This window comes from Ktedonobacter robiniae (assembly GCF_016587375.1).
GTDB classification, from domain to species: domain Bacteria; phylum Chloroflexota; class Ktedonobacteria; order Ktedonobacterales; family Ktedonobacteraceae; genus Ktedonobacter; species Ktedonobacter robiniae.
Window position 1 is genome coordinate 1,440,156 of record NZ_BNJG01000001.1, and the last position, 18,489, is coordinate 1,458,644.

The window sequence follows — 18,489 nt, forward strand, 5'->3', positions numbered from 1 at the left end:
CGTATTATCTACAAGGATTATCTTCAATGAAATACTTATGATAAAGAAGCTTTGCCATGACGCAAGGAAAGACATATATGCAACAACCACTACAATCAGCCTCCTCTAAGAAGAAATTTCAACCCACAAGCGCGGTCTTGATCGCTAATCCCACCTCGGGCAGCTATGTCAACAATAAAAAACAGGTAGATGAGACGGTACAGTTTCTCCAGACACAGGGCTGGGACGCTCATCTGCGACTCACTCAGCAACAGGGAGATGCGGGGCGCTTTGCCCATGAGGCGGTTAAGCAGAACATCGATGTAGTGGTCGCGATTGGCGGCGATGGCACGATCAATGAGGTCATTCAAGAGCTGGCGGGTAGCGAGACCGCACTCGGCATCTTACCAAACGGAACGGTCAACGTCTGGGCGCGCGAGGTGGGTATTCCACTGGAGAACGGCGCGGCGCGCGAGATCCTGCTCCAGGGGCAGCGGCGGCGCATCGACCTGGGAAAAGTCAATGAGCGTTACTTCCTATTGATGGCAGGCATTGGCCTGGATGCCGAGGTCACCCACGAGGTAGAACAGAGGCCAGCCAAGAAACTGGGTGTGTTGGGCTACGTCCTGGTTGGCCTCTGGAAGACCCTGACCTTCAAAGGCTTTCGCGTCTCTCTTCACATTGACGGGAAAGAATTAATTAAGACACATGCTACACAGATCGTGATTGGCAACACCCAGCTCTACGGCGGGGCCATCAAGTACACCTGGCAGGCCAAGTGTAACGATGGGCTATTAGATGTCTGCATAGCGCGCAGTCAGAGCCTCATTAATACAGTTTTAATGGGCATAGACGTCCTTTTGCATCGACGCCAGAGGCGGCAATGGGTACGCTATGAGACATGCCAAGAGGTAGAGATTCGTACCAGGCATGCCATTGCCATCCAGGTCGATGGTGATCCCTTGGGCTTCACCAGCGAACGCGGCGCGCCGCCTACAATCTTTAAAATTGCGCCCCAGGCCCTAAACGTGATTGTACCTGAAGAAGTGCCCGCCTGCCTCTTTATTGATGAAGTCACTGAGTAAATTTGCAGGGTCCAATAGCTGGTAATGGCAAGCGGCGCGCCGCCCATGCAGGTGGACGAAGGTAGGTGCTTCTAAACCCCCATTCGGGGGCGCAGGGGCACAACCTACCTTCGTCCACCTGCCGGGCGGCTGCGTTTAGAGAGGAAGGGAAGAGTCCATGCAAGCATGGTCCCTACAGGTTTTATAGTCTCTCCGATTGTTTTATAGTCTTCCCTATAATGTACTCAGGAGCTATAGGCTAACCAACTCCTTGTAGGCGAGAGGATGGATGATAGATGGCAAAGGCAGCATTACACGAGCGGCAACAGGAATTATTACAGGCGGAGCGTCGCCTGGCGAGCGAGCTGCAAGAGTGCCTGAGCGGCTTCGCTGGAGCCGATGTGCAGACAGAAACGCTGCGCCAGGTCACGGCAACGCTGGAGAATCTGTTCCTGCTAGTCATTGTGGGCGAGTTCAACGCCGGAAAATCGGCGCTCATCAATGCACTCTTGCGCAGGGAGGTCATGGAAGAGGGCGTGCTTCCAACGACACACCAGATCGCAATTCTGCGCTATGATGAGCAGCACACAGTTCATGAACGTGAGAATCGCATCCTGGAGGTCAGCTATCCAGCCGACTTTCTCCAGAATATCAGCATCGTCGATACCCCTGGAGTCAATGCCGTGCTGCGCGAGCACGAACAGCTTACCGAAGACTTCATCCCGCGTAGCGACCTGATCATGTTTATTACCTCCGTCGACCGGCCCTTTACGCAGAGCGAAAAACTCTTCCTTGAGCGCATTCGCGCCTGGGGGAAGAAGGTCATCATTGTCTTAAATAAAATCGACCTCCTGCGCCACAAGGCAGACCTGGCCAAGCTGCTGCACTTCATTCATGACAACTGCAAACATCTACTGGGCTTTCAGCCAGAGGTCTTTCCTGTCTCGGCCCTCAAGGCCCGCCAGGCGCAGGAGGCAGCGGGAGAGCAGGCGATTGCTCTATGGGAAGAGAGCCGCTTCGGCAAGCTAGAAGAGTATATGTTCCAGACCCTGGACGCCGATGAGCGCATTCGCCTCAAGTTCCTCAGCCCTTTAGGCGTCATGCAGCGCATCCTGGGGCAGACCCAAAGCGCGGTAGAGAAGCGCAGCAAGCTCCTCGCGGAGGATGCGCGCACCGTCCACACCATTGAGGAACAACTCGAACTCTACCGAGAAGATATGGAGAGCAACTTCACACATCGCCTGGGCGAAATCGAGAACATTGTCCTGGATATGCATGTGCGCGGGAATAACTTCTTCGATGACACCATCCGCCTGGGACGCATCTTTGACCTGATCAAGAGTGACCGCATTCGCCAGGAGTTTGAGCATGAAGTCATCGGCGATAGCGCCACGCGCATCGATGCCGCGGTGCAGGAGTTGATCGACTGGATGGTCGAACAGGAACATAAACTCTGGCAGAACGTCATGGATTACCTTGAGCGCAGGCGACAAATGAGCGTGCGCAGCGACGAAGACATGATAGGTTCGGTCAGCCGCCAATTTGATTATAACCGCCGCGCCTTGCTACAAGCCGTGGCACGCCAGGCACATGGCGTCGTCCAGACCTATAACCGTCAGGCAGAGGCAGAAGAGCTCTCGCAAGATCTACGGTATGCCGTAACCCAGGCAGCCATAGCGGGCGCGGGCGGCATCGGCCTGGGCGCGGCCATCGTGGCCTTTGTCGGCACAGCGGCGGCGGATGTCAGCGGCATCCTGGCGGGCGCGGTCCTGCTCAGCCTGGGACTCTACATCATCCCGGCACGGCGCAAGAAGGCCAAGCGTGACTTTGATCTCAAGATCGAGGCCCTGCGCAAGCGCCTGCATGGCGTGATGCAGGAACAGTTTCAACGCGAACTGCGCGGCTCCATGCAGCGCGTTCGTGAATCCATCGCTCCCTACACGCGCTTTGTGCGCACCGAACAGAAGCGCGTCGAGATGTCACAGGCCCGCCTCAATGAGATAGGCCAGGGCATTGCTGACCTGCGCACAGATATAGAGGGACCCAACGCCGCTAAGGAGATGCCAGAACAGGTAGAACAAGAAGAGGATATGGCCTATCACCACGCGGTAGCCGAGCCACGCCAGCATTACCAGGGTTTGTAAATAATAGGTGGGAAATGATGTTGTGGCCGCGACTGGCGTATGCCAGTCGCGGCCACAACATCATTTCCCACTACCTTGAGTTCTCTAATCGCTTCCTACAGTCTCTTTCTCACTGATAACCTCCTCGCGTGCTACTCTAGCCAGGCGGCTATGGTGTACACCATAGAGGAAGTAGACGGCGATGCCCAACACCAGCCAGATCACAAAGCGGATCCAGGTAATCAATGGCAGATAGAGCATCAGAGCGAGACAGGCCAGCATAGCGAGGATAGGGACCACGGGGACTCCAGGCGTACGGAAGGAGCGCTTCATATCAGGCTGCGTTCTGCGCAGGATCAAGACACCAGCGGAGACCAGGATAAAGGCCAGAAGGGTACCAATATTGACCAGTTCAGCCAGGTCGCTGATGGGTGTAAAGGCCGCGATGAAAGCCACAATCACGCCGGTCAGAATACTGATGCGATAGGGGGTACCAAAACTCGGATGCACCCGCGCGAACCAGGGCGGGAGAAGGTGGTCACGACTCATGGCAAAGAAGACGCGGCTCTGCCCCATCATAAGTATAAGAATAACTGCCGTTAAGCCGCATATAGCGCCAACTGAGACCAGGCCCGCAGCCCAGGGCTTACCAATGACCTCGAAGGCGGTCGCCATGGGGGCAGCGGTATTCAACTGCTTGAGTGTTTTGTAAGAGACGACGCCCGTCAGGATGAGCGAGACTACAATATAGAGCACGGTACAGACAACCAGCGAACCGAGGATACCGATGGGCATATCACGCTGAGGCTTCTTCGTCTCTTCAGCCGTTGTTGCCACGATGTCAAAGCCAATATAGGCGAAGAAGACGATAGCCGCGCCTGTCACCAGGCCACCCAGGCCATACGCCTGGGGTGGGAAACCCAGAATCAGTTGGAGAAAGGGCGACGCCAGCCCCCCTTTGCCAGCAATGCTTTGCGCAGGTGGGACGAATGGGATCCAATTGGAGGGATGCACAAAGAAGATACCGAAGACGATAAAGAAGATGACCACACATAGTTTGATAATGGTCACGACCAGGTTAAAGCGCGAACTGGTGCGCACGCCAATCACCAGCACACAGGTCAGGATCAGAGCAATTGCAGCCGCGGGGAGATTGAGATGCAGACCCGGCAACATGGGAATAAGCGCGGCCTTCCCTGTCAAGGTAGCGGGAACCATGATCCCCAGGCTCCTGAGAATGGTCGTGAAGTATTCAGACCAGCCGACAGAGACGGTAGAAGCCCCAACCAGAAACTCGAGAATCAGGTCCCAACCAATAATCCAGGCAATAAACTCGCCCAGGGCAGCATACGAGTAGGTATAGGCACTCCCCGCAACCGGAACAGAGCTGGCGAACTCCGCGTAACAGAGAGCGGCCAGGCCACAGGCCACGCCCGCGATCATAAAGGATATGGCGATACCCGGACCAGCATAATTCGCGGCGGCGGTGCCAGTCAGGACAAAGATGCCCGTGCCAATGATGACGCCAATGCCGAAGACGATGAGGTCAATCGGGCCGAGCGTCTTACGCAGACTATGTTCTGGCTCTTCGGTGTCGCGTATGGACTGCTCCACAGACTTGGTACGAAAGATATTCATGCGCGAAAACAACCTCCCATCCAATTTTGCATGCGAGTAGATACGTGTCCCCTCCAATTCCATCATACTCATACGACATAGTACTAATGCTCTGTTCAATTTTGTTTGAAGGGGATTCATACCGCCTGCGGCGGGAGGGGGGAAGGGGCGTGCAGAGGGGCTGACGCCCCTCTGCACGCCCCTCTTTTCCTTTTCAGGGGGAAACAAGAATGTCGGTTGCAAACACGTGCGTTTGCAACCGACATTCTTGTTTCCCCTACCTCTAAGCGCCACAGGCGCGAGGAGTTAGACCCACTGGTGCAGCAGGTCCTCCAGCGAGCCTCCAATCACGACGGTATGGCCGGTGGGAAGCGAGGCATCCACTGCACTGGCGGCGATGATCTCCCCCATCTCTTCAGCGGTAGGGAGCGCGCCAATCGAGTTGCGGCGGCCATCGGCCAGGCCAGGCGCGGCGCGCTCAAGAAGCTTGGGCGTGATCGTGCCTTCAATCAGGTCACCTGTGACGACCACCAGGCGTATTCCACGAGCAGTCAGTTCCGCCAGGCGCGCGCGTAGCTCCTGCTCACCAGCATATTTGGAGGCGGCAACGGACTCATAGTTAGGAATCTGTTTTACGCGACCATACAGGTGCGCCCAGTGGCTAGTGACAAAAACGACAGCGCCCCCACGCGTCATATAGGGGAGCGCACCTTCAAGCAGAGCCACCTGGGCGTCGCGGTTGATGACCATGGGATAATCTGGATTTGTGGTCAGGAGATCACGCTCCATGCCGCCAGAAGCATTGAGGACCAGCAGGTCAAGCGAGCCAAAGTGTTCTCCCAATGTGCTAAAGAGCCGGGCCAGGTCCTCGGCATGTGTGATATCACAGCTAAGCGCCTCGGCCTGCACTCCAAGCCCACGAGCGCTTGCCGCGACCTCTTCGGCACGCGCGGACTTATTGCGATAATTGAAGAGCACATTATAGCCGCGCGCGGCCAGGGCCAGGGTAGCAGCGGCTCCAATACCACGTGAGCCACCAGTGATCAAGGCGGTACGAGAGATAGATGGTTCGCTTTGCATGCAGTGGTTTTCCTTTATTTTCTTTTGCAACTTGTTGCGTGACACCTCGCGCCTGCGGCGCTCGCAATTTTTGTAAATTTGTAAATGGATGTAGTGTTGCCTGGCGACCTTCGGTCGCCAGGCAACACTACATCCATTTACAAAAACAATCAGGCGTCGAGGGCGACTTCGCGGCCTTGCTGGGCGGAGGTATAGCAGGCATCAATGACGCGTGCACGGCGCAGGCCTTCGCTGCCATTGTGCAGTGACCAGTTGCCACTATTGATATTCTCGATAAACTGGCGCGCCACGGCCTGGTGATACTCGCCACGCGAGACCCTGGGATTGATAGTGGCGGGAGCGCCAGCCACATCGGTGTAGATGCGTAGAGTATCTTCGGTTGAGTAGTTCTGGACCTTGATCTCAGCGCCGCCCTCGGTACCATAAAGAATAATACCATAGTCATCGCCAAAGCTGCTATGCGTAGCCCAGCTAGCCTCTAGAGTGAGCGTAGCCCCGGTTGAGAGACGCATAAATGCCGTCGCCAGGTCCTCAACATTATAGTTATTCGATTTTTCGTGCTTGCCTGCATTCAGATTAAAACCCACACCTTTTGATCCAAGTTCGCTATAAGTGGTCGCAGAAAGCGTCTTGATCTCAGGCTCGTCGAGCAGATAGAGCGCCATGTCCAGCATATGCACGCCCAGGTCGATGAGAGGGCCGCCACCAGACTTCTCCTTATTGACGAACCAGGAACCAACTCCTGGAATACCTCGGCGGCGCATCCAGTACGCCTTAGCATAATAAATCTTACCCAGTTTCCCTTCATCGATATAGCGCTTGAGGACATGCACATCGCCGCGCTCACGATGATTAAAGACGACCTGTAAGACGCGGTTGGCCTTTGTGGCCGCCTCAACCATGGCCTCGGCATCCTTGAGTGTGTGCGCCAGGGGTTTCTCACAGAGAACATGTAGCCCCCGTTCCAGGGCCGCAAGCGCGATTGGCGCATGCAGAAAATTCGGCACACCGATACTGACCGCGTCGAGATCATCGCGTTCAAGCAATTCTTCATAGAAGCGATAGAGATGAGGAACCTGGTAGTTCTTGCCGAGTAGCTCAAGGCGGTCCTCCTCCAGACCTGCCAGGGCCACGACCTCTACCTGGGGCAGATTGCTATAAGCCCGCAGAATTGTCTCACCACCAAAACCTAAACCAATAACGCCTACTCGTACCTTATTTACTGGTTGCAGATCGACCATTAGAAATAGCCACCTCTCCTGATTGGTGTATACAAATGAAAAATAGAAAAACTTCTATTAAGCGATTATTATATGAGCCAGGAGGGTGCGAGAGCAAATTGTAGGGTCAGGCGTTTTTGTTTAGCATATGAATGGCGTGTCTCAGCGCCCCCTCTGCGCTTTCCAGCAATGTCTCGCTCAGGCCGGGATGCGCATAGAGAATTTCGCTGAGATCGGTGAGGGTTGCTCCCATCTCTAGTGCAAGGGCTACCTGGCCAATGAGATCGCCAGCCCTCGTCCCCACCAGCGTTGCGCCAAGCAATACCTCGTCATCGGCGCTGGCGATCACAAAGGCGGCTCCATTGTCGGCGTTAAGCGTCAAGGCACGTCCATTCGCCGCGAGAGGAAAGCGGGCGCTCTTGACCTTGTAACCCGCCTGCGTCGCCTCTTCAAGCGTATAGCCAACGGAGGCAAATTCAGGCTGGGTATGGACCACGCGCGGAATGGCCAGGGGCGCGAACTGCACTCGCTGGCCAGAGAGCACCTCGGCGGCGACCTTCCCCTGCTTCATAGCCACACTGGCAAGCGGGCTGGCGCCCGTACAATCGCCCACGGCATAGATGCGCTCGGTGCTGGTCTTGAGCATAGAATCTACAGCGATGCCTCCGTATTCATTGAGACGCACTCCCGCCGCCTCCAGGTGGAGATCCTGCACACGTGGAGCAACGCCAGCCGAGAGTACCAGCGGACGCTCAGTAATGGTTGTTGGGTCAACGCGACTCTTGACCTGAATGCCTTGCTTGCGCAGTCCCGCCTGGAGCAGGCGCAACAGCGCAGGCTCGGCGGAGGCAAGCAACTGCTCCCCTGGAGTATAGAGCGTCACATGTGTTCCCAGGCGTGCAAAGACCGTCGCCAGTTCGAGCGCGATATAGTCATCACCTGAGATAGCCAGACGCTCAGGTAGTTGGGGAAGAGCCAGCGCCTGCTCAGGCGACAAAATTTCGCGCCCATCATACTCCAGCCCTGCGACTGTCACTGGCACAGCCCCGGTCGCGATGATGCAGTGGTCAAATTTGAAGCGGTGTGAGCCATGGACGCCCTCCACGCGCACCTCGCGCTCATTGATAAACCAGCCAGTGCCGGTCACCATTTCCACGCGATTGCCCGTGAGGAGCTGGCGCACGCCGTTAGAGAGCCGCGCCACTACACCCTCCTTCCAGCCCTGCATCGTAGACCAGTCAAAGGTCGTTGTCTCAACGTGTATGCCAAAGGGAGCCAGCTCGCTGACCTGAGACTGGCTATAGCGCTCGCTGGCCGAGAGCAGAGCTTTAAGGGGAATACAGCCGCGATTGAGGCAGGTGCCTCCCGCGGCGCCTGGATCTATCAGCGTCACATGACGACCACATTGGGCGGCGCGAATAGCGGCCACGTAGCCGCCGGGACCCGCGCCCAACACCAGGACGTCGACAGCGGTGGTTACATCACCTACAACCATACAGAGACCTCTTTCTAAGCTAGAGAAGCACGCACCAAATATGTAAAGGACCCGCTGCTAACCCCCATTCGGGGGCAAGCGCACGCGCCTACATATGAGGGGCAGGGGCGCCTATGCCATGTCCAGCATGATTTGTTGTGGCTGCTCAATCAGGGCCTTTAAGCGGCCCAGGAAGCGGCCAGCCTGCGCGCCATCGATCAAGCGGTGATCAAAAGAGAGCGCCAGCGGCATGGTTGGACGCGCCTGAACCTGTCCGTCCACCAGCACCAGCTTCTCCTGAATACGCCCCACGGCGAGAATGGCGGCCTCAGGATAGTTGATAATAGGTGTGCCGCTACTACCGCCAAACCCACCGACATTATTCAAGGTAAAGGTGCTGCCAGAGAGTTCTGGTAGAGACAGTTTGCGCTGCTTCGCTCCCTCGACCAGGTGCTCCAGGCACTGCGCGATCTCTAGTAACGTCAGGTGGTCGGCATCGCGCAAGACAGGGACCAGCAAGCCCTCGGGCGAGTCGGTCGCGATGCCTATATGATAAACACGCTTGTAGACGATCTCGCGACTCTTCTCATCCAGGCTGGCATTAAAGATAGGAAACTCTTTCAGCACAGGGATCAGGAGCTTGACGAGGAGGGGCATATAGGTAAAACGCGCACCGCGCTGCTCCGCCGCAGGCTTGAGCGTCGAGCGCAGGGTCACCAGCGCGCTACAATCGACCTCGTCAAAGGCGGTCGCATGCGGAATTGTGCGCCAGGAGAGCTCCATACGCTCGGCGATGCGTTTGCGCAGGCCCGTCAGTGGCTGGCGCTCCTCCGCCGCTTCGCTGCCAGACACGATATGGACAGTCCCATTGCGGGAACTATTCGTGGCGGGGCGCGGGGCGGCCTCGGACCTGGTCTCCGGCTGTTGTCGTGGCTGCTTAAGAAAGGTCTCTAGATCCTGCATCGTCACGCGGCCATGCGAGGCCGAAGCCGGGACTTGTGCCAGGTCGATGTTCAGCTCAAAGGCGCGTTTGCGCACCGCGGGCGCGGCGAGCACGCGCAGCCTGCCAGATTGAGGCGAGATATCGTGCGGCGCCTCTCGCTCTCGAACAGCGGTGGATGTTCCGCGCACGGGCTGCGTGGCCTGAGCGGTCTTGCTCTGAGAGGAGGTAGCGACAGAGGATGCAGGTGACGAAGGTTCAAAGGAGACCAGGCGCGCCCCTACCTTCGCGACCTCGCCCGCGGGCACGTAGATCTCCGCAACCTTGCCCGCCACGGGAGCGGGAATCTCCATCACGGCCTTGTCGCTCTCCACCTGCACCATTGGCTGGTCTAACTTGACTGTCTCACCAGGCTGTACCAGCCAGCGCACAACCTCGGCCTCCTCCATCCCCTCTCCCAGGTCGGGTAAACGAAATTCTTCCATCGGTTCTCTCCGATTATTTTCTCTTTTCCCTGCTCGACGCCTGCGGCGTCGAGCAGGGAGGAATAAAAAGTGTTTTTTCGGGGCACCCCGAGCCCCGGCAGGAGGGAGGCCCTCCTGCACCTCCCTTTTATCAGATTAAGGGGAGGAATTTGTGGGAATCCTCCTGCGCCTCCACTTTCAGGCTTTATGGTTCGAGCACCCGTTTGAGGGCATCAAAGACGCGGGCGGGAGTGGGGAGATAGTAATCCTCCTGGCCGGGCACAGGGAAGGGTGTATCATAGCCAGTCACGCGCTCGACAGGCTTGAGCAGGGAGTAGAGACATGAATCATTAATGATAGAGACAACCTCGGCACCGACTCCGCCAGCGCGCGGCGCCTCGTGTACCACTACGGCGCGCCCCGTTTTCTCGACAGACGAGACGATGGTTTCTTCATCAAGCGGCCAGATGGTACGGAGATCGATAATCTCGACGCTAGCACCTAGTTCTGCCTGTGCACGCCTGGCGGCCTCTTGCGCCACGGGAACCATCGCGCCATAGGCGATCAGGCTAATATCCTGGCCCTCCTGCACCACACCAGCTTTACCCAGTGGGATGGTATAGTGTTCCTCAGGCGTCTCCTGGCGGAATGAGCGGTAGAGCTTGATGTTCTCCAGAAAGAGCACTGGATCGGGATCGGCCACGGCAGAGGCCAACAGGCCTTTCGCGTCATAGGGATTGGATGGGAGCACGACTTTGATGCCCGGCGTCTGCATAAAAATCCCTTCCAGGCTGTCGGAATGCAGTTCCGGGGTGCGCACGCCTCCACCATAGGGGGCGCGCACTACCAGGGGGCAGGTGTAGACGCCAGCCGAGCGAAAACGTATGCGCGCAGCCTGGGTGACAAGCTGGCTCATACAGAGATAGAGGAAACCGGCAAACTGGATTTCGGCAATCGGGCGCATCCCATACACCGCCATACCAACCGAGCTACCGATAATAGCCGACTCCGCGAGCGGTGTATCAAAGACGCGCTGCTCACCAAAGCGCCGCTGTAGGCCCTCGGTAACCCGGAAGACGCCCCCATTGGCACCAATATCCTGTCCCAACAACACAATCTGCCTATCCCGCTCTAGCTCCAGGGCCAGGGCACTATTCAAGGCCTCAATCATCGTCATCTGCATCGTGGCTTACTCCCTTCCATCCTGGCGCTGGCGCATATAGTGGAGAAGATCCTCGCGCTGGGCCTGCAAGCGTGGTGAAAGCCCCTCACCCATCCAGTCAAAAAAGGCCTCCGGCGCATTGGGCGGCATCGCCAGCGCCTCACTCGCTGCCTGGTTGATCTCATCCTCAAGCTCACGCTGCATCTCCTGGTCCTGGGCCTCGGTCAGTATCTCTTGTGAGAAGAGCAGGCGACGCAGGCGTGTGATGGGATCTTTCCCCTGCCAGGAGGCAACTTCTTGGGCGTCACGATAGCGCGTGGGATCATCGGCGGTCGTATGCGCACCGATGCGATAGGTCAGTGTCTCAATCAGTGTAGGGCCAGCCCCCGAGCGCGCTCGCTCAACGGCCTGCCGCATCACATCATAGACAGCAAGGATATCATTGCCATCCACCAGATGAGAAGGAATGCCGAAGCCGAGACCACGCGCGGCAAAGGAGGGCGCGGCAGACTGACGATGGCGCGGCACGCTGATCGCCCAGCCATTGTTCTGCACTACCAGTACCACGGGTGCCTGAAAGACGCCCGCGAAGTTCAGCGCCTCGTTAAAATCGCCTTCAGAGGTCGCACCGTCGCCACAGACACCTACCGCGACTGCCGGGTCGCCCGACAGCTTCGCGCCCATAGCCAGCCCTACAGCATGCAGCATCTGCGTTCCAATGACGATCTGGATGGGGAGGCAGTGGGTCTCCCTGGGATAGCTCGGCGTAAAGCCACGGAAAGAGTAAATCAGGGTGGTGAGCGGCACACCTTTGACGATGTGCGAGGCAATCTCGCGGTAGGAGGTCGCGAGCCAATCCTGGGGCTGGAGCGGCACAGCCAGGCCCACAGCCGTTGCCTCCTGACCCAGTAGCGAACCGAATGTGGTAGCGCGCCCCTGGCGTTGGAGCGCGATTATCTTATTTGAGAAGATACGTGCCTGGCTCATCGCACGGTAAAAGCCCAGGAGGGTCTCCGAGGGCGAGGGTCCCAGGTCAGGCATAGGTCCAACAAGCTGGCCCTCCTCATTGAGGAGTTGATAGGGGACCAGGGAAGTATCTATCTGTTGCGTCGTCACGAGCGACTCCTTCTAGTGAAATAAGGGTGTGTAGGGTCTATGCTTGCATGGACTCCAAGCGCAGCGATCTTGCCTGCGCCAGGGTATCGACCATTGGGCAGGAGAGTCCATGCAAGGCATGGACCCTACACAGTTGAGGTGCACGTCGTGTTAGTAATCAAGAGGCGGGCGCGGCGAAGAGCCAGGGGGCCTCCTCGCGCCTACGCTGTTCATAGTCCGAGATATCTGTGGTATGCGAAAGCGTCCAGCCAATATTGTCGAGGCCATTGAGCAGAGCATGTTTCTTAAAGGTATCGATCTCAAAGCGCAGGATGCCGCCATCAGGCTTCGTCACGGTCTGTGCCGCCAGGTCAACCTGCAAGGTATAGCCTTCCTGGGCCTCGACCTCGTCAAAAAGCTGGCGCACCGTGGCCTCATCTAGCGTGATGGGTAACATGCCATTGTTGAAGCAGTTGTTATAGAAAATATCGGCGAAGCTATGCGCGATCAGGCAACGAAAACCATACTCCAGAATGGCCCAGGGAGCGTGCTCACGCGAAGAGCCACAGCCGAAATTATCGTCACTCAGCAGGATACTGGCCCCTTGATAGCGAGGCTGATTGAGCACAAATTCAGGGTTGGGTGTCTTATCATCGCCCTGGTAGCGCCAGTTGGCGAAGAGCGCGGACGCGAAGCCACTACGGCGAATGGTCTTGAGAAAGCGCGCTGGCGTAATCTCATCGGTATTGACATTGGTGCGGTCCAGGGGGGCAACCAGACCCGTCAATGTGGTAAATGGTTCCATAGAATGTATCTCTCCTCTTAGTCCAGGGTTCGAATGTCGACAAAGTGGCCGGCGCAAGCAGCAGCTGCCGCCATGGCAGGACTGACCAGGTGCGTGCGTCCGCCGCGTCCCTGGCGACCCTCAAAGTTACGATTGGAGGTGCTGGCACAGCGCTCACCAGCGGAGAGGCGGTCGCCGTTCATGGCGATACACATGCTACACCCAGCCTCACGCCACTCAAAACCAGCCTCACGGAAGATATCGGCAAGCCCCTCCTCTTCGGCCTGGCGGCGCACCTGCATAGATCCTGGTACGACCATGGCGCGCACCGTGGAAGCGACGTGCCTCCCCTTGATATACTGCGCAGCCAGGCGCAAGTCCTCCAGGCGCGAGTTGGTACAGGAACCGATGAACACGGTATTGAGCTGGATATCCTCGATCCGCTGACCGGGCTGAAGATCCATATACGCCAGTGCACGCTCCATCGCCTGGCGCTTCACGGGATCTTGCTCCTGGGCTGGATCGGGCACCACGCCGCTCACATCGGCGACCATGCCTGGATTTGTGCCCCAGGTGACCTGGGGGGCCAGGCCCTCCACATGCACCTCGTACACGGCATCAAACGTCGCGCCGGGATCCGAGGGCAACAGCTTCCAGGTCGCAACCGCCTGCTCAAAGAGCTCACCCTGGGGAGCATAGGGGCGTCCCGTGATATAGGCAAAGGTGGTCTCGTCGGGAGCGACCATACCCGCGCGCGCACCGGCCTCAATCGCCAGGTTACATAGCGTCATGCGTCCCTCCATCGAGAGAGCGCGCACGGTCGAACCACTAAACTCGATTACATGCCCGGTACCCACGCCAGTCCCTAGTTGGCCAATGACGTAGAGCGCCACATCCTTCGCCGTCACACCTGGCGAGAGGTGGCCCTCAATGCGAATATTCATGGTCTTCGGCCTGTTCTGCAAGAGACACTGCGTCGCCAGCACATGCTCGACCTCGCTGGTGCCAATTCCAATGGCGAAGACGCCGAGCGCGCCGTGCGTCGAGGTATGCGAATCACCACAGACCAGGGTCATTCCAGGTAGCGTCAAGCCCAATTCGGGGCCAATGATATGTACGATTCCCTGGTGCGCGTCCTGCATATCAAAGAGTGTCAGGCCAAAGTCGCGCGCGTTCTGCTCCAGAGTGGTGATACAGAGCGCGCTCTCGTTATCGACGACATCGAGCATGCGGCGTCCAGTCACCGTGGGAACGTTATGATCAAGCACGGCCACGGTGGCATCCGGGCGACGCACAGTACGGCCAGTTGTACGCAGGCCAGCAAAGGCCTGGGGCGAGGTCGCTTCGTGGACGAGGTGGCGATCAATATAGAGCAGCGTCGACTCGCCCGACACGGCGCGAACCACGTGGGCATCCCAGATCTTATCGAACATTGTCTTTGGCATCATCACATCTCTCCATTGGTGATCGTATAAGATCTTATTCCGAAACCCATCCCCATTCGGGGACAAGCCTTCACTTGCGTGTCTAGCGCTTTGCGCTCAGGGTTTTCGGATAAGTAGTAAGTAGTTTAGAGCAAGAGGTGGCGAAGTAAATTGTAGGGTCCAAGCTGGCCGAGACTCCTCGCGCTGAGAGTGCGGAGAGTGCTAAGCTCGCCGGGACAAGGCCATGCTTGCATGGCCCCTACAATTACCATATATACAGCGACAGGCGCTCAGGCGATATTGGTTCGTCCTTGAGCTGTTTCGGCAATATAACGCATATCCAGTTCTTCGAGCGTCTTCTTTTTACCCAGCAAGAGCTTCGCCATCTGGAAGGCCTGATCCAGCTGCTCTCTCTCCAGGTCATAGCCAAGATCATGCATCTGTGCAGCAAGCGCGGCTCTGCCTGAGAGCTTGCCAACGAAGATGCGGCGATCAGCGGCGGAGAGGCCAATAGACTCGGGCGTCATAATCTCATAGGTGCGCGCATCTTTTAGCACACCGTCCTGGTGAATACCACCGCCATGAGCGAAGGCGTTCTTGCCCACAATGCTCTTCGTCCATTGAGGCTCCATGCCAGAATAGTGCGCGATCAGGCGGCTAGTCGAGGTAATCTTCGTCGTATCCACATGCACATCCAGGCCCAGTGCGGCGGAACGCGTGCGCACCGCCATGATCACCTCTTCGGTCGCGGCATTACCAGCCCGCTCACCCAGGCCATTGAAGCTTGTATCAACGCGCTCAGCACCGTTACGCAGGCCCTCCAGCGCGTTGGCAACGGCCAGCCCTAAGTCATCATGACAATGAGCAGAGATACGGCACTGGGGGAATTCGCGCTTAACATCGGCGACGAGCTTGCCAAACTCCCAGGGCAGGGCAATGCCCACCGTATCGCAAAGGGTCACAAAGCGCACACCCTCTTTGATGATAACCTCACAGACCTCAAGGATAAAGTCGTATTCGGTACGTGTTGTATCTTCGAGGGCGAAATCTACATTTTCGGTATACTGGCGGGCATGGGCCACGGCGACACGCGCCATCTCCAGGACCTCGGCCCGCGTCTTGCCCATTTTGATCTCGCGATGCAGGGGAGAGACGCCAATAAAGGGTTGGATCGCGGGGCGCGCGGCAATCTTGACCGCATTCCAGGCAGTATCGATATCGGATATCTGCGCGCGCGCAATGGCACAGACATCCGCGTTCTCGACCTTAGAGGCAATCATGCGGACCGCCTCAAATTCACCGGGGGAAGAGACAGGGAAACCACAATCAAGGGTATCAAAGCCCATGTCGGCCAGAGCTTGCGCAATTGCAAGCTTCTCTTCAGGAAAGTAATTGACGCCTGGTGTTTGTTCACCATCGCGAAGTGTTGTTTCGTAAAACTTGATAACGCGTGGTTCTATAGCCATACCAAGTCACTCCTTTGTGCTGAGAGACGAACCATCAAACCAGAGCGGTACGCATAACAAGCTTGTAGATAAATATGCGGTAGGACAGCAGGTGAGAGGCACCTCTAGACGCTGTCCATCATTCTCACAAAACCGGTCTCTTGACTCCTACTTTCATTGTGACATAGACGCTAAGCATGAGGCGGAATGCGGGGATTGCCAGCAGGTGCAATGCATTGATAGTTATCGACCTTGACACCAGAATGCAGAACACGTGGCAGCCGTGGCTAGAAACCCCATCGTTTCGCCACACCACAACAACACTGAGAAACGTATTGAAACTTTTCTCCCGCCATTATACGCAAGAAAATCATTAAACTGCAAGCAGAAGCCTCAGGCCGCAAAGTGTTACCTATTTCGCCCTTTGACATTACACCTCGATGTACGTATTATCAACTAGCATACAAGTATATCGATCTAAAGGCACGTAGCGCTTTTTGGCAAGGAGAATCAATTCATATGTCGCATGAGCCAGAAGAGGGGAAGACACCAGATCATCCCCAGGAATCCTCGCCCAGGGAGTCAGAATATAGAGAATTTGGCGGGCAGAATATAAATGGAGCACCAGAACAGCCAGCTTATACCCAGCCAAGCGCTTACACGCAGCCGATACCTCCGTATCCTCCTCAGGGTGGCTATCCTCAACCTATATTTCCTTATCAGCAAGGCTATCCTCAGCCGATACCTCCGCATCCTTATTTGGGCGCTTATCCTCAGCCCGTGTATCCTTATCCTCCTCAGAGAGCAGATGCTAGATACTATCCGGAACCACCACCCACGCCACTTACGCTCAAAGAGGGATTGCGCCAACTGCCTCGCCAATGGTGGAAGGTTGTGAGCAAGCCATCCATACGCTCCTTTGCTGAGGAAAAAGGGAAGGCCAGTTGGAGCGTGATATTGATTCTATTGCTTATCTATGCCATCGTTCAGAGCGCCACTCTCATTCTTGAACCCTATATTCCTGGCACTTCCACAAACATTAGTAACACTCTCAATCAGAATCTGAGCCAGAGCACCTATTCAAGCACAAATGTATTCAACTCTGCTGATTTTACGCGCGCCATACTCCTGATAGAAGGACTCTTTGGTATCATCCTTTTCCCCCTCTCGTATCTCTTCGGTGAGGGCATCTACTTCTTGATCGCCAAACTCTTCAAGGGGAGAGGCAGCTATCTACAGCAAGTGTATGCAGACATGCTCTACATCATCCCCACCACTGTAGGCCTCTCTATTCTTTCATTGGTGCCTTTCCTTGGCGGAATACTACAACTAATCCTGAGCATGTTCATAGGTGTCTACTTCTATGTTCTGCGCATCTTTGCGACCCAGGCTGTGCATAGGCTGAGCATTGGGCGCGCGCTGGCAGTCGTCTTCATCCCCCTGGGCCTGGCATTCCTCTTGAGCTTTCTCATGATCATCATCTTTTTCTTTGTAATCATCGGCTTCATAGCATTTTTCATGCATTTACATAGTGCGCCCTAACCAGATACGATAGCAACCAGTAACACCGAGAGAGGATGAAGTGGCAGCGGGTGCAGGCACGCTGCCACTTCATCCTCTCTCGAATGTGCCTCTCACTACTGGCAAAGGGAGGTGAGAGTGAGTACAATAGGATGGATACATTTTCGTGCGAGGAGTTTCTGTTATGTCACAAGATCCCAGGACGGATTATCCCAGCTATGGAGGCCCAGGCCAGCGCCCCCCGCAGTATAATCCCTATCCACAGTCTGGTGGTCCCCAGGGCGGCTACAACTATGGACCGCAGGGCGATGGCTCCCAGATGCTAGAGGAGCCAGGCTCACTGAAAGATGACCTCTTACGCCTCCCCAAGGTGTACTGGCGCGTCTTAACGCGTCCAGGCACACAGACCCTTGCGCAGGAGGCAACACGGGGTCAGTGGGACCTCGTCTGGGTCCAATTGCTCATTTATGCTATTGTTACCGGTATTATCTACTATATTAATCTGCTCCTCTCGGGCGGGCTGCCAAGCCTCAACGCCCAGGGGACCGGCACCATCTCACTCCCCTCGACCGCGCAACATGTGCTTGAGGTCGCGGCCTCCCTTGCTATTATCGCCTTTATTCCTTTAGCTTTTTTCATCTGGCAGAGCGTCGTCTTGATCTGTGCCAGAATGTTTGGGGGCCAGGGTCACTTTGTGCAACAAAGCCATGCCTTTCTGCTCTTCTGGGTCCCCCTTGGTATCATCAGCGGCCTATTAGGCCTCGTACTCTCTTTCCTTGATACAGTACCGTTTCTCATCATCGCGGCCATCTTCGCCTGCTATCAGCTCGTGCTGGGCTTTTTCGCGCTGAAGGCCGTACACCGTCTCAACACAGGGAGGGCAATAGGCGCTATTCTGGCCCCTTCATTTATCCTCCTCCTCTTCGCGGCATGTGCCCTGGGCGCCCTGGGAGCACTCAGCAGCCTGGCGTAGGGGGATAGACAGACAGAAGCGACGGCATGCGCTATGAACGTGGCGTAGGGGGGACGACGCTACTAAAGTACGCGTCTACATATGAGGGTACCAGGCAGGCATCTTGCCCTATCATATATAGACG

General features: G+C 56.5%; 14 protein-coding genes. 4 read left to right on the forward strand and 10 right to left on the reverse strand.

Going from position 1 to position 18,489, the window contains the following annotated elements:
* Positions 1–77: 77 nt before the first annotated feature.
* The gene (locus JMJ04_RS05850; protein ID WP_201369601.1) at positions 78–1,064 is read left to right on the forward strand and encodes a diacylglycerol/lipid kinase family protein; all 987 of its coding nucleotides are present in this window, start codon (positions 78–80) and stop codon (positions 1,062–1,064) included.
* 275 nt (positions 1,065–1,339) lie between these two features.
* The gene (locus tag JMJ04_RS05855) at positions 1,340–3,187 is read left to right on the forward strand and encodes a dynamin family protein (protein WP_201369602.1); all 1,848 of its coding nucleotides are present in this window, start codon (positions 1,340–1,342) and stop codon (positions 3,185–3,187) included.
* Positions 3,188–3,271: 84 nt separating this feature from the next.
* Here the strand turns inward: JMJ04_RS05855 and JMJ04_RS05860 are convergent, their stop codons facing one another.
* From JMJ04_RS05860 to JMJ04_RS05905, 10 genes are all read right to left on the reverse strand, one after another.
* Complete coding sequence (locus tag JMJ04_RS05860) at positions 3,272–4,804, reverse strand: amino acid permease (protein WP_236037931.1); 1,533 nt, start codon at positions 4,802–4,804, stop codon at positions 3,272–3,274.
* Positions 4,805–5,089: 285 nt separating this feature from the next.
* Complete coding sequence (locus JMJ04_RS05865; RefSeq protein ID WP_201369603.1) at positions 5,090–5,863, reverse strand: SDR family oxidoreductase; 774 nt, start codon at positions 5,861–5,863, stop codon at positions 5,090–5,092.
* 149 nt (positions 5,864–6,012) lie between these two features.
* Positions 6,013–7,104 (reverse strand): Gfo/Idh/MocA family protein, encoded by a 1,092-nt coding sequence (locus JMJ04_RS05870; protein WP_201369604.1) that lies wholly within the window; start codon positions 7,102–7,104, stop codon positions 6,013–6,015.
* A 106-nt stretch (positions 7,105–7,210) separates the two neighbouring features.
* Complete coding sequence (locus JMJ04_RS05875; protein WP_201369605.1) at positions 7,211–8,578, reverse strand: dihydrolipoyl dehydrogenase family protein; 1,368 nt, start codon at positions 8,576–8,578, stop codon at positions 7,211–7,213.
* Positions 8,579–8,689: 111 nt separating this feature from the next.
* Entirely contained in the window at positions 8,690–9,982 is a 1,293-nt protein-coding gene (locus tag JMJ04_RS05880) for a dihydrolipoamide acetyltransferase family protein (protein WP_201369606.1), read from the reverse strand.
* Positions 9,983–10,166: 184 nt separating this feature from the next.
* On the reverse strand, positions 10,167–11,144 hold the full coding sequence (locus tag JMJ04_RS05885) for an alpha-ketoacid dehydrogenase subunit beta (RefSeq protein ID WP_201369607.1): 978 nt from the start codon (positions 11,142–11,144) through the stop codon (positions 10,167–10,169).
* 6 nt (positions 11,145–11,150) lie between these two features.
* Complete coding sequence (pdhA, locus tag JMJ04_RS05890) at positions 11,151–12,239, reverse strand: pyruvate dehydrogenase (acetyl-transferring) E1 component subunit alpha (protein WP_201369608.1); 1,089 nt, start codon at positions 12,237–12,239, stop codon at positions 11,151–11,153.
* 157 nt (positions 12,240–12,396) lie between these two features.
* On the reverse strand, positions 12,397–13,023 hold the full coding sequence (leuD, locus tag JMJ04_RS05895; RefSeq protein WP_201369609.1) for a 3-isopropylmalate dehydratase small subunit: 627 nt from the start codon (positions 13,021–13,023) through the stop codon (positions 12,397–12,399).
* 17 nt (positions 13,024–13,040) lie between these two features.
* A complete protein-coding gene (leuC, locus tag JMJ04_RS05900; protein ID WP_236037932.1) occupies positions 13,041–14,450 on the reverse strand; it encodes a 3-isopropylmalate dehydratase large subunit in 1,410 nt (469 codons plus the stop codon).
* Positions 14,451–14,716: 266 nt separating this feature from the next.
* Entirely contained in the window at positions 14,717–15,892 is a 1,176-nt protein-coding gene (locus JMJ04_RS05905) for a 2-isopropylmalate synthase (RefSeq protein ID WP_201369610.1), read from the reverse strand.
* A gap of 498 nt (positions 15,893–16,390) precedes the next feature.
* Between JMJ04_RS05905 and JMJ04_RS05910 the strand changes: the two genes are divergently transcribed.
* Together JMJ04_RS05910 and JMJ04_RS05915 are read left to right on the forward strand one after the other, a co-directional pair.
* Positions 16,391–17,413: a Yip1 family protein gene (locus JMJ04_RS05910; protein WP_201369611.1), complete on the forward strand. Its 1,023-nt coding sequence runs from the start codon at positions 16,391–16,393 to the stop codon at positions 17,411–17,413.
* Between the two features lie 163 nt (positions 17,414–17,576).
* A complete protein-coding gene (locus tag JMJ04_RS05915; protein WP_201369612.1) occupies positions 17,577–18,365 on the forward strand; it encodes a Yip1 family protein in 789 nt (262 codons plus the stop codon).
* The last annotated feature ends 124 nt before the right edge of the window (positions 18,366–18,489 follow it).